The 18,915-nt window shown below is 63.5% G+C and carries 19 protein-coding genes and 1 pseudogene; 13 read left to right on the top strand and 7 right to left on the bottom strand.

The features are described from left to right. Positions 1-27 precede the first annotated feature (27 nt). Entirely contained in the window at positions 28-1,155 is a 1,128-nt protein-coding gene (locus ABL843_RS32235) for a 2-aminoethylphosphonate--pyruvate transaminase (protein WP_369662559.1), read from the top strand. A gap of 439 nt (positions 1,156-1,594) precedes the next feature. Here the strand turns inward: ABL843_RS32235 and ABL843_RS32230 are convergent, their stop codons facing one another. The 3 genes from ABL843_RS32230 to ABL843_RS32220 are packed head-to-tail and all read right to left on the bottom strand — an operon-like array spanning position 1,595 to position 3,909. Beyond that, positions 1,595-2,464, bottom strand: coding sequence for a nucleotidyl transferase AbiEii/AbiGii toxin family protein (locus ABL843_RS32230; protein ID WP_418120793.1), 870 nt, complete (start codon positions 2,462-2,464; stop codon positions 1,595-1,597). Then, complete coding sequence (locus tag ABL843_RS32225) at positions 2,452-3,534, bottom strand: type IV toxin-antitoxin system AbiEi family antitoxin (RefSeq protein ID WP_369662558.1); 1,083 nt, start codon at positions 3,532-3,534, stop codon at positions 2,452-2,454. The genes ABL843_RS32230 and ABL843_RS32225 overlap by 13 nt, the downstream gene beginning before the upstream one ends. Before the next feature lie 51 nt (positions 3,535-3,585). Beyond that, a complete protein-coding gene (locus ABL843_RS32220) occupies positions 3,586-3,909 on the bottom strand; it encodes a hypothetical protein (RefSeq protein WP_369662557.1) in 324 nt (107 codons plus the stop codon). A 51-nt stretch (positions 3,910-3,960) separates the two neighbouring features. Between ABL843_RS32220 and ABL843_RS32215 the strand changes: the two genes are divergently transcribed. Continuing rightward, entirely contained in the window at positions 3,961-4,230 is a 270-nt protein-coding gene (locus ABL843_RS32215; protein WP_369662556.1) for a type II toxin-antitoxin system prevent-host-death family antitoxin, read from the top strand. A gap of 7 nt (positions 4,231-4,237) precedes the next feature. Beyond that, positions 4,238-4,555, top strand: coding sequence for a CcdB family protein (locus ABL843_RS32210; RefSeq protein ID WP_184642815.1), 318 nt, complete (start codon positions 4,238-4,240; stop codon positions 4,553-4,555). Between the two features lie 216 nt (positions 4,556-4,771). Here ABL843_RS32210 and ABL843_RS32205 read toward each other — a convergent pair whose 3' ends face one another. Both ABL843_RS32205 and ABL843_RS32200 read right to left on the bottom strand, forming a co-directional pair. Further along, on the bottom strand, positions 4,772-5,101 hold the full coding sequence (locus ABL843_RS32205) for a hypothetical protein (RefSeq protein ID WP_418120792.1): 330 nt from the start codon (positions 5,099-5,101) through the stop codon (positions 4,772-4,774). Between the two features lie 433 nt (positions 5,102-5,534). Next, positions 5,535-5,801: a hypothetical protein gene (locus ABL843_RS32200; protein WP_369662554.1), complete on the bottom strand. Its 267-nt coding sequence runs from the start codon at positions 5,799-5,801 to the stop codon at positions 5,535-5,537. A gap of 184 nt (positions 5,802-5,985) precedes the next feature. On the opposite strand from ABL843_RS32200, the gene ABL843_RS32195 reads away from it, so the two are divergent. Continuing rightward, complete coding sequence (locus ABL843_RS32195; RefSeq protein ID WP_418120791.1) at positions 5,986-6,810, top strand: YihY family inner membrane protein; 825 nt, start codon at positions 5,986-5,988, stop codon at positions 6,808-6,810. Positions 6,811-6,885: 75 nt separating this feature from the next. On the opposite strand, the gene ABL843_RS32190 is transcribed toward ABL843_RS32195, so the two are convergent. Beyond that, complete coding sequence (locus ABL843_RS32190; protein ID WP_418120790.1) at positions 6,886-7,626, bottom strand: hypothetical protein; 741 nt, start codon at positions 7,624-7,626, stop codon at positions 6,886-6,888. 218 nt (positions 7,627-7,844) lie between these two features. On the opposite strand from ABL843_RS32190, the pseudogene ABL843_RS32185 reads away from it, so the two are divergent. The 6 genes and pseudogenes from ABL843_RS32185 to ABL843_RS32160 all read left to right on the top strand — a co-directional run. Further along, positions 7,845-7,934: pseudogene (locus ABL843_RS32185) on the top strand (NmrA/HSCARG family protein); the annotation flags it as partial. Positions 7,935-8,021: 87 nt separating this feature from the next. Beyond that, the gene (locus ABL843_RS32180; protein ID WP_369662551.1) at positions 8,022-9,551 is read left to right on the top strand and encodes a Fic family protein; all 1,530 of its coding nucleotides are present in this window, start codon (positions 8,022-8,024) and stop codon (positions 9,549-9,551) included. Between the two features lie 347 nt (positions 9,552-9,898). Continuing rightward, positions 9,899-10,195, top strand: a complete 297-nt coding sequence (locus ABL843_RS32175; protein WP_369662550.1) for a hypothetical protein — start codon at positions 9,899-9,901, stop codon at positions 10,193-10,195. A gap of 202 nt (positions 10,196-10,397) precedes the next feature. Beyond that, a complete protein-coding gene (locus ABL843_RS32170; protein ID WP_369662549.1) occupies positions 10,398-10,574 on the top strand; it encodes a hypothetical protein in 177 nt (58 codons plus the stop codon). 161 nt (positions 10,575-10,735) lie between these two features. After that, on the top strand, positions 10,736-11,056 hold the full coding sequence (locus ABL843_RS32165; protein ID WP_369662548.1) for a hypothetical protein: 321 nt from the start codon (positions 10,736-10,738) through the stop codon (positions 11,054-11,056). Positions 11,057-11,200: 144 nt separating this feature from the next. Next, positions 11,201-12,892: a cyclic peptide export ABC transporter gene (locus ABL843_RS32160; protein ID WP_418120863.1), complete on the top strand. Its 1,692-nt coding sequence runs from the start codon at positions 11,201-11,203 to the stop codon at positions 12,890-12,892. Positions 12,893-13,074: 182 nt separating this feature from the next. Here ABL843_RS32160 and ABL843_RS32155 read toward each other — a convergent pair whose 3' ends face one another. Next, entirely contained in the window at positions 13,075-14,004 is a 930-nt protein-coding gene (locus tag ABL843_RS32155) for a LysR family transcriptional regulator (protein WP_369662546.1), read from the bottom strand. A gap of 154 nt (positions 14,005-14,158) precedes the next feature. On the opposite strand from ABL843_RS32155, the gene ABL843_RS32150 reads away from it, so the two are divergent. Genes ABL843_RS32150 through ABL843_RS32140 form a run of 3 tightly spaced genes read left to right on the top strand, consistent with a single transcriptional unit; the run spans position 14,159 to position 18,912 of the window. Then, positions 14,159-15,010, top strand: coding sequence for a fumarylacetoacetate hydrolase family protein (locus ABL843_RS32150; protein ID WP_369662545.1), 852 nt, complete (start codon positions 14,159-14,161; stop codon positions 15,008-15,010). A gap of 15 nt (positions 15,011-15,025) precedes the next feature. Continuing rightward, positions 15,026-17,128, top strand: a complete 2,103-nt coding sequence (locus ABL843_RS32145; RefSeq protein ID WP_418120789.1) for a hydantoinase/oxoprolinase family protein — start codon at positions 15,026-15,028, stop codon at positions 17,126-17,128. Then, on the top strand, positions 17,125-18,912 hold the full coding sequence (locus ABL843_RS32140) for a hydantoinase B/oxoprolinase family protein (RefSeq protein WP_369662543.1): 1,788 nt from the start codon (positions 17,125-17,127) through the stop codon (positions 18,910-18,912). Before ABL843_RS32145 ends, ABL843_RS32140 begins: the two co-directional genes overlap by 4 nt. Positions 18,913-18,915 lie beyond the last annotated feature (3 nt).

Here is an 18,915-nt window from a genome sequence, read left to right as displayed (position 1 = left end):
CTTTTCTTCCACTGCCTTGGAGACACCATGAGTCAAGCCGCTCCCATCCTGCTCACGCCCGGCCCCTTGACCACTTCGGAGCGCACCCGCCAAGCGATGCTGCGCGACTGGGGATCGTGGGACGGCGACTTCAACCAGATCACCGCGCGCATCCGAAAGAACGTGCTGGACATCGTGCACGGCACCGGCACGCACGAGTGCGTACCATTGCAGGGCAGCGGCACCTTCTCCGTCGAGGCAGCCATCGGAACGATCGTTCCTCGAAGCGGCCATGTGCTGGTGCCTAGCAACGGCGCCTACTGCCAACGTCTGGCGAAAATCTGCAAGGTGCTCGGCCGCAAGCTCAGCACCATCGACTACACCGAAGACAAACAGATCTCGCCGGCAGACGTCGACCGCGCCCTGACGGCTGATCCAAGCATCACCCATGTCGCGGTGGTGCACTGCGAAACCGGCGCCGGCGTTCTCAACCCGCTGCACGAGATTGCCCTGGTCGTCGCCAGGCACGGCCGCGGCCTGATCATCGACGCCATGAGCTCCTTCGGCGCACTGGAAATCGACGCACGCAAGACGCCGTTCGACGCTGTGGTCGCCGCTTCAGGCAAATGCCTCGAAGGGGTGCCGGGCATGGGCTTTGTTGTGATCAAGCGCACAACGCTCGAGCAATGCGAAGGCAACTGCCACTCGCTGAGCATGGATCTTTACGACCAGTGGGTCTATATGGAGAAAACGACCCAGTGGCGCTTCACGCCGCCTACACACGTGGTCGCAGCGCTCGATGCGGCCATCACGCAATACATCGAGGAAGGCGGCCTGGCCGCGCGCGGCGCACGCTATGCGCGCAACTGCAAAACGCTCATCGAAGGCCTTGCTGCCCTAGGCCTCCGCAGCTTCCTCGACCCCGCCTTTCAAGCGCCGATCATCGTCACCTTCCACGCTCCCGACGATGTGAACTACGACTTCAAGACCTTCTATCAAGAGGTAAAGAAGCGCGGTTACATCCTCTATCCCGGCAAGCTCACGCAGGTGGAAACCTTCCGCGTGGGATGCATTGGGCACTTCGGCGAGGCAGGCATCCCGGGTGCGGTTGCAGCCATTGCGGAGACGCTGAAGACCATGGGAATTCAGCGTATCGAAGCATCCTTGCCTGCATGACCGCGAGGTGTTGCCACGCTTGCGGCTGAGCGGACAAGGAGATCCAAGTGGATATCGGCCCCCACTCAATGTCGCCACGTCGATCACTCCTGTGCTGCGGCTCTTTGCAGCAGGTTAGGGGTGTCACGTGGGTTCAGATTTGGATGGAGAACACATGGCCGACTGGGGCACTTCAGGGAGGAAATCAAAAGATGGCCCTTGATCTTCAATACCGCCCAACCGCAGGTAGACCCGGCACTGGCAAGCTTGGGCCTTGCGCTGTCGCCCGAAGACGAGCTGATGTCGCCCATCAAAGCCGGCCGGCCCATTCGTGTACGTACTGATTCGGTACAGGGTCAGAATCAGGCCGCATGAAGCCATTGGACTCCTCGCTCAGCGCGTCTGGATGCGTTCGACCACTGCGCATCGAAGTTGTTGAAAGACGCTTGCGCCACGGTACCTATCCTCTCAAACCCAGTGCGCGCAACCAGGCATCGACCTGACCGAAAGCATCCTGCTGCCACTGCTCGGGGCTGCGTTCACCGAGCACTTTCGTTTCCTCGACAAAGCGACGCACACAGGTCGGCCCAAAACCATCGACTGTGTCGAACTTGCCAGCAATGAATCCGTAGCCTGCGGCGCCGCTGGCATGTTCAAGCAGCGGCCGGCACTCCTCGGCCAGCACCTCCGGCCCTCCGGGATAGTTCCGGACACAGTAGTAGATGTCGTAGGCGTCTTTCTGCTTGTAGCGCCCCTCGATCGCATGCCCCTTCATGGCCAGAAGGGCCGGTATCGAACTAACTGCGATCTCGACGCGGTTCGTACCGCCGGCGGGCATCGATCCGGTGATCGCCACCAGTTGATAGAAGCGAAGGGCCAGATCAGCGCCGTCCGCTCGTTGCACCGCGAAGTCGCTGATCAACGGCGGCACGTTCTTGATGATCTCGGCATTGCGAGGCATCAGAAAGTCGACAACGATGTCGATCGGGGCACCGCCATCTTCAGTCGCGATCTGGCGCACGAGCTGAAAACGCCGAAGGTCATGACGCTGCTGGTAGCCGTGCCCCTGCAGAGCCTCGACCAGCGTGGCGTATTCGCCGTCACCCAAGGCCTCGGCATCTAGCCCGAGATCCACATCGAGCGTGCCGACGTGCGGCATGTCCTCATTGCCAAGCAGCAGCCACGGGACGGCACCGCCGACGATGGCGAACTTGCCCTTGAAACTTCCGAGGATCTGGCCGATTTCGAGCAACACCGTTTTGACGGCCGCCGTCGTGCGGTCGTCGTAGTCGGCGGCGGACTGTGGCTCGCCTGGGGTCACTTCTGCCATTTCAACCTTTCTTGTCGTAGATGATCGGCCGCCTCCCGCCCCCGCTCGCCGGCTGCTGCGAGATCCAGGTAGGTCTGGACGGGACTGGTGCAGGTGACGCCAGGTGCCGGCTCAACCGTATCGCGGAATACACCGAGGTCTTTGAGCAAGGTCACCGTCACGTTCTCGCCCTTCGAGGCGGAAGACAGCTTCAGGCCCGACCGCAGATGTTCCAGACCAGCATCGTCCGCATAGAAGTACTGCGTGCCGGTGCGGCCATACGGAGCAAGCCAGTGCGCCGCCGAGAAGGACGCCATTGCCAAAAGTCCCGTTGCATGCTGCGAACTCATCACTCGCCGCGCAGCCTCCTCGAACGAACTGCCGTGCAACGTCGTGTAGAAACTCATACGCCGGCCGACTGGCGGCTCGTAGGCGTCGCGCCATTCATCGAGAAGCGCGTCGGGCTCGGACAGGTACAGGCCTTCGCTGGAGACTTGCGCCCACTCGCGGTCCAACAAGCCAACGCGCACATTGCTCACATGCCCCAGACTGACCTCGGCGGCCTCTGCAAGCTCCGTAACGCGCCATGCACGCTGCGGATCCCGAAGCATCACGCGCAACACCTGGGCGGACTTCGGCTTGAAAAGCGACCTGAGTTCACGCCGCTCCACAGCAGGCTTGCTCGCAACCTGGCGCTCGATGAAAACGCTGTCGAAAGCCAACCTCGCGTTACCTTCCAGGTCAAGGTAGCCCACCTCGTGCTCGCGGCACAGCGCCTGGGCTTCAGGCGACAGGTAGGGTGCGATGAAGACGGGCACGGCATCCTTTGCTTGATTCATCACGTAGTCGCGCAGTTGCAGCAGCGCGAGGCGGACGTGGCGCGGCTGGCCACTGGACCTCACTTCGCAGACCAACGCCTGTCGCCTGCCGTACACCTCGAAGTGCGCCACGATATCGACCCCGTGATCGGGGCTCAGCGTTTCGTGCTCGATGTCCAGAAGCTGGATAGCTGGCACTTGTTCTAGGAGCAGGCGAAGGGCAGCAGCAGCCTGGCGCTCGACATGTTTCACCGAATCATCGATTTTCAGCATCCGCTGAAAATACCATTTTTGGTGAAATCATCAAGGGAATTTCATCAAAATTCAAGATTTCAGCAACCGCTGAAATGCAGCAAACTGGTGAAATTGCGACAAATCGAACGCATCGACGCCGGACCAGCTCCTCGAGCTAGTCAGGATCGATCGTGCGCCAGTGGTGGCCAGCCCCAGGTCCAGGTCGCAGCGCAGCTCGCCGCGATGCGCCTCGAGGAAGGCCCGCACCAGCTCGCCGGCCTCGCGCTCGAACCCCTCGACCTCGGCCAGCCGGCCCGTGCAGGGGATGACATTGGCTCCGAGGGAAATTCCAGGATTGCCAGCGATGAAGCAGCAACTCTTCGGTGCGTTGACTCCATGGGAATGCCAGGGCATTCCTGCTGAAGAATAGCTAAAATGGCTAATCACTCTCACCCGAGTCCAATCATGCAAGTCAGTGCCACCGATGCCAAGAACCGCTTCGGCTACTACCTGGGTCAAGCCGAGCGCGAGCCCGTGCAGGTCATGAAGAACGACCGCGTCGCAGTTGTGATGGTCTCGGCAGCCCGTTACGCCGAGCTCGAGGCAATCGAACGGACGAAGACGCTCGGCCAGCGCAAGCGCGAATTCAACGAAACCTATGCGGAGTGGATTGCAGCCCAGAACGAGCTTGTCGAGCGCGTGGGTGTTTTCGGCGAGGACTACCGTCCCTGGTGATTGCACGATGGCCCAGTTCGACGTCTATGCCAACCCGTCCAAGACCCAGCGCGGCGAGATTCCCTGGATGGTGGACATCCAGAGCGAGATCCTCGACAAGCTCCCGACCCGCCTCGTGATGCCGTTGGCGCTGCGTGCCCACATGCCGGCGGCGATGCCGCGGTCCCTCTGTCCGACCATCGGCTGGAACGGAGCGATGCTGGTGGCATTGCCCCATCTGGCTGCACCCTTTCGAGTCAAGGATCTGGGCTCTGTCCAGGGCAACCTGCGATCTCAAGCCAGCGACTTCGTGGCCGCGCTCGATGCAGTGATTAGCGGAATCTGAGTCGAGCCTTCGGCAGGGGGTGCGGACGAAAACTTGGACTGGTTTTCATGCCGCCCCCGCCGGGTCAGGATCCATGGAAATCAACACGGCGCTACGGCGCACCACTGCGACTACACAGCCCTCAAGGCCTGCTACGGGCACAATGGCAAGCCCGAGCTGAGCGGGACGCACTCACTCGCGAGAACGCCACAGGGCGAGGCGCCCGGATCGAACGGGTCAGGAGCAACTGGTTTCCTGGATGCCACAGAGGCGATCCACCCAGACGCGGAAACGACCCGACGGCAGGCCCGCGCGCGCAGCGGGTTCGACCTTCAGCGTGGCGCGATCCTGGGCGGGGAAGCGCTGATCCGCGAACTCGACTTGCGCCCATTCGCCCTCGCAGTCGCTCAGGCGGGCGGCTTCGATGAAGTTGTCGCCATCGAAGGTTTCGCCGTCGCCCACGCGCAGGTGGACCGCCGCGGCCCGGGCCGGTCGCGCGCGGCCCGCATCCGCCTGGGACTTCACGGTGAGCTTGCTGCCGCCGACCCATCCCCTGCCGCTGTACATCGGCCGCGCCGGACGGACGACCGGTGAGATCGGCGTTGTCCTTGGCGTTGCGAATCAGGAACCAGCCGTCGCGCACGCCGATGACCTCGACCTCGACGCGGACACCGTAGTTCATCGCAGGCTCGACGAAGGTCGGCGGGAGCCTGCCCAAGACCCTGGCCGCAGTGCTCGGCGCCTCGCGGACGTTGAGTCCGGCCGGGTCGGTCTCGGCGACGAAGGCACCGAAGCTGCAGGATCTGGCCGGTGTCACCGCCGGCGACTCCGGGCGTGAAGCACCGTCGGCGGGACCCGCGGCCTTCGCGCCGCTGGCGAGCGCGGCCAGACCGGCAGTGATGGCGATCAGGATCGCCCTGTGGAGGTGGAAATCAGCAGCCATCGGTAGCCATCGAAAGAATGTGGTGGAACGCCGGCCTCTTCTACACCTTCTACACCATCAGCCGGCCCTGCGACGTGCAACCAGCGGCACCAGACAGGCCACGGCAAGCAATACCGCCCATGTCGCCAGGTAGCACCAGTCCGCAGGCCCCGAATGGCCGACGGACTCCCAGCCCGTGGTGGCCTCCCACCATGACCAGAAGGGATACAGGACGAGTGTGAGGACCGGGCCGGCCGGCACCACCCAGGCAAGGATGATCAGCAGCCGCAGCACGGGGTGGCGTTGCGCGGGTCGCGTCGGCGAAGGATCGGAAGGGCGCGGCATGGTCCATTCTGTTTGGCCTGCAGCATTTCCGGAAGGGTCGAAAGCCCTCGGATGGCCCGACAACAGCGCCGCCTGGAGCACCTGATGGCCGCTGTTATCGTCTGCCGGTCACAAGCGGCCCCAGCGATGGCCGCTCTTGCCGCCGCGACACCGGTCGACTCCTCCTCTCTTCTCCCAGCGATACATGTTTGCCCTGATCAGCCTGACCATCGACCGCGCCCGGAAGGAGCGCTTGCCCCAGGTCGCCGGAAGCCTTGCGTTCACCACCTTGCTGTCGATCGTGCCCCTGTTCGCGACGAGCTTTGCGCTCTTCACGCGATTCCCGGTCTTCTCGCGGTTCCAGGACGCGCTTCAGGAGTTCTTGCTGAGGAGGCTTCTTCCCACGGACATCGCGCGCACGGTGCTGAAGTACCTGAACCATTTCGCCGCGAATGCAAGCGGCATGACCTGGGTGGGCTCGCTCTTCCTGCTGGGCACCGCCATCGCGATGCTGCTGACGGTGGAGAACGCACTGAACCAGATGTGGAAGGTGCGCAGGAACCGGCCGTTCTTCAAAAGGGTCGGCCTGTACCTGCTGATGCTGGCGATCGGCCCGCCCGCCCTCGGCTTGAGCCTGTGGGCGACGTCGTACCTGCTGGGCATTTCCATGGGCCTGATCGGCGCGCTGCCGCCGTCGCTCGCGTTCGTGCTCGACCTCGGGCCGTTCCTGCTCGGCGTCGTGATGCTGACCAGCATGTTCTACCTCGTGCCGAACACCAAGGTCCGGCTGCGCGATGCCTTCGCGGGCGGCTTGATCGCCAGCATGGTTTTCGAACTCGGCAAGCGGGGCTTCACCGCCTACCTGGTCAAGATCCCGACATACAAGGCCCTGTATGGAGCCTTCGCGGTTCTTCCCATGTTCCTGCTGTGGGTGTACTTCTCGTGGCTGGTCACCCTGCTCGCGGCCATGGTGACGGCCAACCTGGCGCTCAACCGCCGGCAAGCGGCAGGCAAACCTGCCCGGGCGTGAACTCGGCCTCCGGTCGCCCCATCGGCGAGGAAGGCGTCTGCGCGCCGCACCGGCTCCAGTCGCGGCGCAAGGGCCTCAGCCTCCGCCAGGTTCGACAAGCTCCCGCAGATTGACCTTCAGCGGAAGCTCGTAGTCGCGACCGATGAGCTCCGCCCGGAAGGACTTGCGAGGATGGATCGTCAACACCTCGTCCACGATGGACAGCCGGTCGACCAGGCTGGGAGCATCGTCATGGAACCGGACCTGCGCGACCTGGACCTCCAGAGCGCGCGAAGTGGCGCGTTCCTCGATGCGTGCGAACACCCGGCTCGGCGCGGGATGGACCGGAATGTCCTGCTCCACGCGTATGCGGTATTTCTTCGTTTCCCTGGTCCGCAGCGTCACCCGCAGCGCGTTGCCTTTGCTGGCCATCTCTTGCTGCAGCAGGGGCAGCAACTCCACACCCCTTGTTGCCAGCGCCGCGATCGCCCCGAAGGTCGCGCTCTGAACCACTGACAACTGCTCGCCCGGCGGGCGATCGCTGTGGTCGCTGGCCAGTCCGACCATGACAAACCTGTGCCATCGCTCCAGGGCGTAGTCGGTGTGCAGCAGGCTGGCCTCAGGGATGCAGGGCGTGAGGCAGACATACAGGTGGTCGGCATCCCCGAGCGATATGCCGAGTTCCTCGCACTTTCTGCCGATGCGCTGCCCCAGGGCGATCGCGCCCTTCGGGAGCTTGAAGAGCTCGCCCGCGTAGCCCGGCATGGGACAACCGGGCCGCAGGTGCTCGGGACTCTCGAAGTAGCGAACGTCCCGCAGCGGCTTGGCGCGTTTCACAGACTTTTCCATGGTTGCAATGTATCGCGCGGCATCGCGGCGTCCCCGGGACTTCGCGCGAAGGCAGAAGCCACACGAATGCGTTTTTCGCCCATCGATTTCGATCTGAAACTGCAGCCCATGCCCCCTACCCTCGCCACACGCAAGCCGTCGATGAACTCACGGCCGCCGAACTGGAGACGTTCCCTGTCTGGGAGTTCGCCATGGATGAGGAGGGAGTCATCCACGCGGACAAGTTCGCCAACGTGCCGCACCTCACCGGCAAGCACTCTGTCGAGCGGATGATCGAGTCCCTGGACATTCCGGCGTGGCATTGGGCCAAGCGCCGGCGGAATGACAAAATTCTGAGGCCCAAGGCCTAAAATGCAAGAAATCCTGTAACACTTAGGAAAATAATGGCCTACGTGGGTTACGAGTATGTGCGGTCAAGCCTGGACCTGCCCATCTTCGAAGTGCGCCGTCCCGCTTTGGTCAAACCGGTCACGCGCATCATGTCATCGGCGGACGCACTTGGTGTGCCGGCCGCCATGGTGCCGGCCGCCGGCGATCTGGTAGCGCACCTGCTCTTTGCCCTCAAGCATGAGGGAGTGAACCTGCAGGTGCTTGCGGGCGCATCCAAGCACCTCGCCCGCGCCGACCTGGCCGCGGCGCTTGCGGCGACTCCCAATGGACAATACGTGCGAATGCTCTGCAGCACGTGGGAACACTTCACCGGCGACCAGGTGGTGGCCCAGCCGGTCATCACTGCGGGCTATGTTGATTTGTTCGACGAGGGTCGTTACTACACAGGCGGCACCGACCGCGACTCTCGATGGCGAGTCGATTTCAACGGTCTCGGAACCTGGGACTACTGCGTCACAGTGGAGCGCACGCCGGCGATCAAGAACGCGCTGGACTTTGATGTGCTGGGGGCCACTCGTGAATTCGTCGCCTCCCTCAACCGCGAACTCCTTGATCGCACGTTGACCTGGGCGTATCTGCACGAAACCCAAGACAGCTACGCGATAGAGAAAGAGGCGCCGTCGGAAGACAAGGCGCGCGCATTCATCCGCCTGCTGCATCAGGCGCACGAGCCGCGCTCCCTTGACGAGCAATATCTGGTGGAGTTGCAGGCCTCGATCGTCTCCAATCCTTACAACCAGGCGGTTCAGTACCGGACGGAGCAGAACTGGCTGAGCGACGGCGGCCGTGGTGCGCTGGGCGTGACCTTCGTGCCTCCACGGCCTGATGATCTGCCGAAGCTGATGGATGCGTGGTCACGTTTCGCTAACGACACAGCGAAGCATCTGGATCCACTGATGGCCGCCAGCATTGCCTCTTTCGGTTTTGTCTACTTGCACCCATTCATGGATGGCAACGGGCGCCTTTCCCGCTTTCTCTTTCACAAGGTCCTATGCCAGTCCGGTCAATTGCCCGACGGCATGCTCCTCCCAGTTTCCGTGGCCATGAAGCGTCATGAGTCACAGTATCTGAGCGTCCTACAAGACTTCTCGCGTCCGGCGCGCGCGCTGGTCAACGCCAAGGCGGCCGGCGAGGGCGACTTTGAATTCACCTTCAAGTGTGACGACACGATCTTTCGTTTCTGGGATGCCACGCGCTGTGTGGAATTCGGCCTGAGCATGGCGCGCGAAGCACTGGAGGTCGAGTTGCGCAACGAGACGAACTTCATCGTTCATTTCGACGCGGTGCGCAAGCACATTGACGACCAGTACGACCTGCGTGGTTCGACGCTGGCAACGCTTGTATCGATTGCGCTGAACAACGACGGTACGATCTCCAACAAAAAGCGAAAGCGCTACGCGGATGAGGTCGCGCCTGAGATCTTCGATGCAATCGAGGGCAAGGCCCGAGAAGTTCTCACTGAGGCCCTTGACGAATCTGATGGCGCGACAAACGACACCGACCGTGACGGGGTGCCCCGCTAAACGCGGGTCTAGCGGACTTCTTCAAGAGCATCGGCCGCCAGCGCCACGCCAAAGAGCCGACCTCTGTTCCCTTTGCACGGCCCGCCCGTCGAAGCGATCGAGGCAACAACTGCCTTTGCCTGTTGACGCGTATTCACGGATTTCATCGCCGAAGCATTTTCAAAGGTTCCAGCACTCGATATCCGCGATGGATCGCCTCAAGTGCAATGAACCGGACGTTTGGCGCCGCCGCGAACACGCATGTCCTGGCATGAGCTTCTCGGTCGTCTACGCAGCATTGCCTCCAGTCCAAGGCATTCTTCCTGAAGATAGCCACAATGCCTCATCACTCTCACCCGAGTCCAATCATGCAAGTCAGTGCCACCGATGCCAAGAACCGCTTCGGCTACGACCAGGGCCAGGCCGAGCGCGAGCCCGTGCAGGTCACGAAGAACGATCGCGTCGCGGTTGTGATGGTCCCGACTGCCCGTTGCGCCGAACTCGAGCGGACGATGACGCTCGGACAGCGCAACGTCGAGACGGGGCGATTCTCTCCCTGGGAACCTCTCGAACAGCCTTTCAACCGCAACGGTGAGAGTGCGGATCGGGCCGAAGCTGTTCAACGATCAACAGGTGGCCGTGCCCGCGTTGCTTCAGGGTGCTGAACTCGTCCACGAACTTGCGATAGCCGTCCAGCGCCGAGTTCGGGCCGCATTCTGACCCAAGCCGATGTCGCGGTGGGGCCTTGAGCGGAAGTCTAGTTCCATTAAAAAAACACCGCGGCTGCGGAGTGGATTGCCGCCCATAACGGACTCGTAGACCGGGTGCGTGTCTTCGGCGAGGACTGCCGTCCCTGGTGATTGCACGATGGCCCAGTTCGACGTCTATGTCGGCCCGTCCAAGATCCAGCGCGGCGAGAAGCAGATCAACTGGCGGATAAGCGTTCCTTCCCGGGAGGGAGGGAGTAAGCACCGTTCGAAGCGCCGTTCGCCTGCTCACGGCGCAACGTCGCGCTACAGAGCTTTCGAAAAGAAGGCCGCTTGACCAATCCTTGATGCTGCGCCCACCGAACTTCGATGAAGCATCGGCAGCATGGCGGCATGGATCAATTTCAGGGCCCCGGAAACCGCACGCCGTTGCTGCTTCCGCAAACGCAGGTCCGCCCCTCCTGTCACACCTCAAGGACTTCAATGCAAGGACTTTTCATGAAGAACCCGCAACGCAAAAGACTGTGCTCATCCGCAATGGCTGCGCTCTTGCTGCTGGCAGCGGGGTCGGCGACCGCTGGCGTGAGCTGGTCCATCGGCATCGGTTCGCCGAATGTGGTCGTGGCGCCCCGGCCGCCGGCCGTGGTCTATGAACCCGCGCCGACCTACGTGGTCCCGGCGCCGGTGTATCCGGTCGTGCCGCGGGTCGTCGTTGCTCCGCCGGTCATCTATCAGCCGCCGTCCGTCGCCCTGCGCGTCGACCATGACCCCGACCCTTACTACCACCACAGGCACGACGACGACTGCGATGACGACTGACGCTCGCCGGTGAGCTGCGCGGCGCGAGGCGCCGCGCAGCACGCACCTGCCCTGAAGTCATCGTCCAACCGCAGGGTCATCGCTCGCCTGCGCCGCTGCCCGACATGCCCGTTGCATGCGCGGCGGCAGAACTCCATTGCTCCGATGAATGCCTTGCCTGCGGGCCTTTCCCCTTTTGCCACCGACATGTGGCGTCTCCTGAAACCCTTCGCCGGTGTCGCTGCGGTCGCGACGCTCATCGGCAGCGTGGGTGGCCTGGCCACGGCCGCCCTGCTGGAGCAGATCAATTCAGCGCTGCACGGCAGTGCGGCCATTTCCGTTTCCGCCATCGCCGGGCTCGCGGTCCTGGCCGTGTTCGCCGTGGGCGGGCATACGGTGGCAGGCGTTCTCAACAGCGTCACCGGCCAGCGGGTGGTCGCGGCCCTGCGCAAGGACGTCTCCCTGCGGATCATGGGCGCGCCGATCGCTGCCGTCGAGCGCATGAAGAGCCACCGGCTGCAGGCGATCCTCAACGAGGACATCGACACCATCAGCGACTTCACGTCGGAGTTCGCCGGCCATGCTTCGGCCTTCGCGGTCACGGCGGGCTGCGCGATCTACCTGTTCAAGCTCTCGCCCGTTCTCTTCCTCGTCAGCGCGCTCGCGCTGGTCGTGGGCGTCTGGATCAATTTCGCCGCGGCAAGGGCCTGGAGCAGCAACTTCGAGAAGGCCCGGACCGGCGAGGACGAACTGCAGAAGCACTACCGCAGCGTCGTGGAGGGCGCCAAGGAGCTCCGGCTCAACCGGATGCGCCGGGCCCAGGTGCATGGCGTGCGCCTGTCGGGCGCGGCGGATCTCATCGCGCGGCTCAAGGCCCGGGCGCTCGGCCTGTTCTGGGCCGCCGAAGGTACGAATTCGGCCATCTTCTTCCTGGTCGTCGTGTGGATCCTGGCCGCGCGTCCGTCGCTGGGAATCGATGCCCAGGTCGTCAGCGGCTTCATCATCGTGCTGCTCTTCGTCAAGGGACCGATCGAGGAATTGGCCGCCCTGCTGCCTTTCCTGAGCCAGGCCCAGGTGGCTTTCCGCCGGATCGCGCGCCTGTCGGCGGAGTTCCGGAAGGAGCCGCACGCCGTCGATTCCGCACTGCCGGCATTTCTTGCGAGCCACATCGAGCTGCGGCAGGCTCGCTACCGTTTCGAAGCGCGGCAGGAAGGCGCCAAACCCTTCGAGGTGGGGCCGATCGACCTCAGGCTCCGGCGCGGCGAGACGCTGTTCATCGTCGGCGGCAACGGCAGCGGGAAGACGACGCTCGTCAAGCTGCTCCTGGGCCTCTACCAGCCGAGCGAAGGACAGCTTCTGCTCGACGCAGCGCCCGTGAACGACCGCAGCCGCGAAGCCTATCGCGGGCTCTTCTCCGCCATCTTCTCCGACTACCACCTGTTCGATGAACTGGTTGCGCAGGATGCCGAGCACATCCGGGCCGCCGGCGAACTGATGCGCCGCCTGGGAGTCGCGGACAAGGTCCAGCTCGTCGACGGCAAGTTTTCCACGACGGACGTCTCGACGGGCCAGCGCAAGCGCCTCGCGCTCGTGCATGCCTGGCTGGAAGACCGCCCGGTGGTCATGTTCGACGAATGGGCCGCGGACCAGGACCCGGAGTTCCGCAGCGTCTTCTATCGCGAGCTGCTGCCGGAACTCAAGCGCGAGGGCAAGACCCTGATCGTGGTTTCGCATGACGACCGCTACTTCGACGTCGCGGACCGTGTGATCCGAATGAGCGCGGGTCGGGTCGTCGAAGAGTTCGTCCCGCCTGGAAAGCCGAAGTCATCCAGGGCCTTCATGGCGGATGTCCGATAGGCCTGGTTGCGGCTGCATCACTGCAGTCGGAACAGCGATGGCAACTGCGCAAACCGACCGAGCCTCAGAGCCTTTGCTGGACGTGGCAAGGCGAATGCCGCCCCCGCAGACACCCCGACCATTTGTCGTCGAGGCTTGCTCGATGTTCATCCCGAAGGCAACCTGGGCAGGTAGCTGACTACCTATTTGCCTTCAGTCGCCGGTTCGGTAAGTTGGCCGCCCCAAGCTTCAACCAGCTGCTGAACCAACTCCGCGACAACGCGGCTCGCCGGCGAGAGCTTGCCTTGCTTCGGAAAAGCCAACGTCACATGTCGGACCAGGTCGGGCTTCACCAGTTTGCTGGCTTGCAGACGGCCACTCTGCAGCTCGGCGGTCATCGAGTACGGACCGAGCACCGAGTACAGACCCGGCGTCCGGGCCACCAGTTCCTTCTGCACCGTCAATGAGTCCGCTTCGGCGACGGATACGAGCTTGAATCCGAGGCTGCGTGCCGCCTCATCGAGTGCTTCGCGCCAATGACTGGGCCTGCGCGGAAGAACCAACTGCAGTCCGGACAGACGAGAGAAGTTCACGGTGGACTCGCGCGTGATCTCGTCGCCAGGGGCAGAGACCAGGTACGTATGCGCGACGCTCAACAGCTTCTCCTCTCGGCCGCTCGGTCGGTTGAAGCGAAAGAGAACCGCCATATCGACAGCACCGCTGTCCAGCAGCGTATCGAGTTCAGTGCCTTGAGACTCGGTAATGTTGAGACGGATGCCCGGGTGCTCCGAGCGCAGCCGCTCGAACAACCGGGTCACCAGTGGATGTGCGCCTGAAGGAATGATGCCCATCCGGACTTCACCGAGCAGCTTGCCTGACTCCGTGCGCAGTTCCTCTGTAAGGCGTTCCGTTTCCTGCAGCCATGAGCGCAGTCGCACCGCAGCCCTTGCGCCCAGTTCGGTCAGGGTCATACCACGGCCGGTGCGGCGAAAGAGCGGGCCGCCCAGTGCCGCTTCGAACTCGCTGATCTGGCGACTGACATGCGATTGCACCGTCTGGCGGCGTGCTGCCACCTTGCTGAGGCTACCGGCCTCGACCACGTCGAGGAAGAGCCTGACGCTTGCGATGTTCATAGGGATTTCCCTTAATAGCCATGCCTAAATTGGCAATTCTGAAACACCTGAATTCTATCTAGGCGGATGGCTCGCCGATTTCTACATTTGCTCCAGCGCTTCGCAAGAGCAAACGAAATTCCAAACCCGCAGAGATCCATCCCAAGGAGATACCTTGAAACTCGCCAGCTTCAAACACGACGGACGAGCCACCTATGGAGTGGCACAGGCAGACCGCTATCTGCAGCCCCCTGCCGACTTTCTGAACCGCTATCCGGACCTCGCCGCAGTGCTGCGCGCCAACGCACAACGCGAGCTCGAACAGGCCGCAATCAGCAGTGGTATTTCGATTCAGGTCGCTGCGACGCAGGCCCTGCCGGTCCTTCCCACCCCGCAGAAGTTCATCTGCGTCGGCCTGAACTACAAGACCCACGTCGCTGAGACCAAGCGCGACGACAGCGAATATCCCGCCCTGTTCGTGCGCTTCGCGGATTCACTGGCCGCGAACGGGGACGTCGTGCATCGCCCGTCTTTCTCGGAGCGCTTCGATTGGGAGGGCGAGCTCGCCGTCGTCATCGGCAAGGAGGGGCGTGCGATCTCTCAGGCACAAGCCTTCGACCATGTTGCCGGCTACGCGTGCTTCAACGACATCACCGTGCGCGACTGGCAGCGCCACACGCATCAGTGGACGCCGGGCAAGAACTTTCCCGGAACCGGTCCGCTGGGCCCCTGGCTCGTGACCGCCGACGAAGTCCCGGACGTCAACGCGTTGACCCTCGAGACGCGCCTCAACGGCGAAGTCATGCAGAAGGCTTCGCTTGCCGACCTGATCTTCACCATCCCGGTGCTGATCGAATACATCTCGCGCTTCACCCCCCTGTCCCCTGGTGACGTGATTGCCACCGGCACGCCCGGTGGCGTGGGCGACCGCCGCACGCCGCCTGTGTACATGAAGGACGGCGATGTGGTCGAGGTCGAAATCACCGGCCTCGGCATTCTCCAGAACCGCATCGGTACCGCGGCCTGACCGCACGAAATCACCATGGCAAACAAATCCCAGGCGGTGCCTCCCGTCAGCGCCAAGCTGCGCATAGCCGTCGACATCGGCGGCACGTTCACCGACATGGCGGCTTTCGATGAAGTCTCCGGCAAGCTCCTGTTCGGCAAGGCGCTGTCCACGCACGGGCAACTCGTGGACGGCATCCAGCACACGCTGGACAGCGCAGACATCGACGTGCACAACGGCAATCTTTTTCTGCACGGCTCGACCATCGCGATCAACACGCTGCTCGAGCGCAACGGCGCCAAGACAGCGCTGCTGATTACCGAAGGGTTCCGCGACATCTACGAGATCGGCCGCGTCAATCGCCCGGACGCGTACAACCTTTTCTTCAACAAGCACACGCCGCTGGTCAAGCGCTCCTTGCGCTTCGAAGTTGCGGAAAGGCTGCGCGCAGATGGGAGCACGCACAAGCCGCTCGACGAGGCGGCCGTGCGCGAACTCGCGCGAGAAATGCGCGGACAGGGCATCGAGGCGGTGGCCGTGCTGCTGCTGCACTCCTATCGCAACCCCGCGCACGAGCAGCGCGTCAAGCAGATCCTGCAGGAGGAACTGCCGGGCGCGTTCGTGAGTGCCTCGCACGAACTCTCCCAGGAGTACCGGGAGTTCGAACGCGTCTCCACCGTCGTGGCGAATGCCTACGTCGGCCCCCGCGTGTCGGCCTATCTCGGCGAACTGGAGAAGCACCTTGCCAAGGGCGGGTTCGAGGGCGACTTCTACGTCGTGCAGTCCACCGGCGGGCTCTTTCCCAGCGAGCATGCCCGGCGAGACTGCGTGCGCATGCTGGAGTCGGGCCCGGCGGCCGGCGTCATCGGCGCGCAGGCCATCTGCGCCCAGCTCGGCATGGGGGATGCGATCGCCTTCGACATGGGTGGCACGACAGCCAAGGCCGGCGTGATCAGCGAGGGGCGCCCCCTGACGACGGGCTCGGCGTTGATCGGTGGCTACGAACGCGCGCTGCCGATCCAGATCCCGATGATGGACATCCACGAAGTGGGCACCGGCGGCGGCAGCATTGCGCGCGTAGAAACCGGCAGTGCACTGCGCGTCGGCCCCCAGAGCGCCGGCTCGATTCCCGGTCCTGTGGCCTACGGCCGCGGCGGCACCGAACCCACCGTGACCGACGCCAACCTGCTGCTGGGCCGGCTCGACGCCGACCACTTCCTGGGCGGAGAACTCAAACTCGACATGGCCGGCTGCGAACGCCAGATGCGCGAGCGCGTCGCCGGGCCGCTGGGGCTGGATCCGACCGAGGCGGCCGACGGCATCCTTCGCATCGCCGTGACGCAGATGTCGCACGCTGTAAAGGCAGTGACCACCGAGCGCGGTCTTGATGCCGGCAGCTTCACCATGGTGGTCTATGGCGGTGCGGGGCCCCTGCACGCTTCGGCCATTGCGCGCGAGATCGGCATTCGCAAGGTGCTCATCCCCTTCGCTCCCGGCTACTTCTCGGCCTACGGCATGCTGTTTTCCGATCTGCGCTACGACTACGTGCGCTCGGTGTTCCGCAAGCTCAACGACGTGTCGTTCGAAGAGATCGAATCGCTCTACCAGGGGATGGAAGACGAAGGCCGCGCCGCGCTGGCGCAGTCCGGTGTCAAAGCCGACGGGATCGTCATCGAGCGGGCCGCCGACATGCGGTATGTCGGCCAGGAGCACGCAGTGACCGTCGACCTCCCGATGGCCTTCTTCGAGAGCAAGGACCGCTCGGCGATCAAGCGCCAGTTCGACGAACTTCACAAGGTTCGCTACGGCACTTCTGCGCCGAAGGAACCTGCTGACCTGGTGAGCCTGCGCGTCACGGTGCTGGGCACCATGAAGAAGCCGCCAAAGCACAGTGTCGAGGCGGGCTCCGGGCAGCCCGAAAAGGCGGCCCTGCGCGTCGTCAAGCCGGTGTATTTCCGTTCGGGAGGCTGGGCGGATACGCCGGTCTACAAGCGCGACCTGCTGCTCTCGGGCAACGTCGTGGCAGGGCCAGCGCTGATCGAGGAGCACGCCTCCACCACCGTTGTGCAGCCGGGCGATGAATTGCGCGTCGACGAACTGGGCAACCTTCAAATTTCCATTGGGAGCGACAGGACATGAGCAACCCGCACGACAAGCCGATCGACCCGGTCACCGTCGAGATCATCCGCAACGGCCTGTACGCAGTCACCGAGGAGATGAAGACCAACCTCACGCGCACCGCCTACAACCTCATCATCTACGAGGCGCTGGACTTCACGGTCGGCCTTTTCACCAAGGAGGGCGACACCGTCTCGATCGGCCTGGGCCTGCCGATGTTCATCCGCGGCATGTCCGAGACGGTCAAGGCGAAGATCAAGCACTTCGGCTACGAGAACATCCTGCCGGGCGACATCCTCGTCACGAACGACGCGTACACCACGGGCAGCCATCTGAACCACTTCACGTTCACGATGCCGATATTCCACGAGGGCAAGCTGGAGGGCTTTACCTGCTGCATGGCCCACTGGCTGGACGTGGGCGGCACGCTGGGCAACGTGACCACCGATATCTTCAGCGAAGGGATCCAGATCCCCATCCTGAAGTACCAGCGCGAGGGCGTGGTCAACCAGGACCTGATCGACATCATCGCGATGAATGTGCGGCTGGCCGAGCGGGCCCTGGGTGATCTGCGTGCGCAGATCACGGCCATCACCACCGGCGAGCGCCGCTACGTCGAACTTCTGCAGCGCTACGGCGCCGAGGCGGTGAATGGTTCGATCCGCCAGATCATGGATTCATCCGAAGCGGTGGCGCGCAAGAACACGCTGTCGATTCCAGACGGAGTCTATGAGGCCGAGTCGTTCATGGATGACGACGGCCTGGAGATCGGCAAGCGCATTCCGATCCGCGTCAAGGTGACGGTCGCGGGCGACGAGATGACCGTCGACCTGTCGGACGTCAGCAAGCAGGTGCGCGGTTTCTACAACTCCGGCTTCACGACAGGCATCGCTTGTGCGCAGGTGGCCTACAAGTGTCTGACCACGCCCACCGACTACCCGGTCAACGACGGAAGCTTCCGGTCGCTCAAGGTCGTCATGCCGATGGGCACGGTGATCAGTGCCGAGCGGCCATACCCGATGCGGGTGTGGATGACGTTCCCGATGACGGTGATCGACACCATCTTCAAGGCGCTCGCACCAGCCATTCCCGACCGCTCCATTGCCGGCCACCATGCCGACCTGGTGTTCCCCAATATCCACGGCATCTCGCCGGAGGATGGGAGGCTGTTCATCGTGGGCATTGGCCCACTGGGCGGCGGCTGGGGTGCCAAGAGCACCGAGGACGGCGTCTCGGTCACCGTCTGCATCAACGACGGTGACACGCACAACAGCCCGACCGAGCAGCTGGAAGCCAAGTACCCGGTGCTGGTGGAGAAGTACGAGATCCGCAGGGACAGCGCCGGCGCCGGCAAGTACCGTGGCGGGCTGGGCGCCGAGATGGTGGTGCAGGCGCTGTCGCCGTTCACCGTCACCACGCGCATCGACCGGGTGCATTGCAAGCCCTGGGGTTTGGAGGGCGGTGGCGATGCCATGGGCAACGGCCTGGCGGTACGCCACAAGGGCGAGTGGAAGACCGACCACCTGAACGCCAAGATCTTCAATGTGCGGCTGGAGCGCGGAGACGCCTACAAGATGCTGTCGGGCGGTGGCGGCGGTTTCGGTGACCCGTTGGAGCGTGACGTCGACTTGGTGGCCGAGGACGTGCGCGAAGGTTATGTGAGCGCGGAAGTCGCTCGCGAGGTCTACCGTGTGGCGCTGGATTCGCGCGGCGAGGTGGACAGGAACGCCACGCAAGGTCTGCGCCGCGCTCCCGGGAAAGCCGCGAGCATCCCGTCGCCTGCGGTCGCCTGGGACGGTCAGTGATCG

This window comes from Variovorax sp. 350MFTsu5.1, assembly GCF_048302515.1.
GTDB lineage: Bacteria > Pseudomonadota > Gammaproteobacteria > Burkholderiales > Burkholderiaceae_C > Variovorax > Variovorax guangxiensis.
Note: the sequence above shows the minus strand (reverse complement) of the source record. Positions and strands in the feature narration are given on the sequence as shown.

Excerpts from the sequence above, each read along its gene's own strand:
- ABL843_RS32235 (WP_369662559.1), top strand. The coding sequence starts at position 28 with ATGAGTCAAGCCGCTCCCATCCTGCTCACGCCCGGCCCCTTGACCACT.
- ABL843_RS32230 (WP_418120793.1), bottom strand. The coding sequence starts at position 2,464 with ATGGCAGAAGTGACCCCAGGCGAGCCACAGTCCGCCGCCGACTACGAC.
- ABL843_RS32225 (WP_369662558.1), bottom strand. The coding sequence starts at position 3,534 with ATGCTGAAAATCGATGATTCGGTGAAACATGTCGAGCGCCAGGCTGCT.
- ABL843_RS32220 (WP_369662557.1), bottom strand. The coding sequence starts at position 3,909 with ATGCCCTGGCATTCCCATGGAGTCAACGCACCGAAGAGTTGCTGCTTC.
- ABL843_RS32215 (WP_369662556.1), top strand. The coding sequence starts at position 3,961 with ATGCAAGTCAGTGCCACCGATGCCAAGAACCGCTTCGGCTACTACCTG.
- ABL843_RS32210 (WP_184642815.1), top strand. The coding sequence starts at position 4,238 with ATGGCCCAGTTCGACGTCTATGCCAACCCGTCCAAGACCCAGCGCGGC.
- ABL843_RS32205 (WP_418120792.1), bottom strand. The coding sequence starts at position 5,101 with ATGTACAGCGGCAGGGGATGGGTCGGCGGCAGCAAGCTCACCGTGAAG.
- ABL843_RS32200 (WP_369662554.1), bottom strand. The coding sequence starts at position 5,801 with ATGCCGCGCCCTTCCGATCCTTCGCCGACGCGACCCGCGCAACGCCAC.
- ABL843_RS32195 (WP_418120791.1), top strand. The coding sequence starts at position 5,986 with ATGTTTGCCCTGATCAGCCTGACCATCGACCGCGCCCGGAAGGAGCGC.
- ABL843_RS32180 (WP_369662551.1), top strand. The coding sequence starts at position 8,022 with ATGGCCTACGTGGGTTACGAGTATGTGCGGTCAAGCCTGGACCTGCCC.
- ABL843_RS32175 (WP_369662550.1), top strand. The coding sequence starts at position 9,899 with ATGCAAGTCAGTGCCACCGATGCCAAGAACCGCTTCGGCTACGACCAG.
- ABL843_RS32170 (WP_369662549.1), top strand. The coding sequence starts at position 10,398 with ATGGCCCAGTTCGACGTCTATGTCGGCCCGTCCAAGATCCAGCGCGGC.
- ABL843_RS32165 (WP_369662548.1), top strand. The coding sequence starts at position 10,736 with ATGAAGAACCCGCAACGCAAAAGACTGTGCTCATCCGCAATGGCTGCG.
- ABL843_RS32160 (WP_418120863.1), top strand. The coding sequence starts at position 11,201 with ATGAATGCCTTGCCTGCGGGCCTTTCCCCTTTTGCCACCGACATGTGG.
- ABL843_RS32155 (WP_369662546.1), bottom strand. The coding sequence starts at position 14,004 with ATGAACATCGCAAGCGTCAGGCTCTTCCTCGACGTGGTCGAGGCCGGT.
- ABL843_RS32145 (WP_418120789.1), top strand. The coding sequence starts at position 15,026 with ATGGCAAACAAATCCCAGGCGGTGCCTCCCGTCAGCGCCAAGCTGCGC.
- ABL843_RS32140 (WP_369662543.1), top strand. The coding sequence starts at position 17,125 with ATGAGCAACCCGCACGACAAGCCGATCGACCCGGTCACCGTCGAGATC.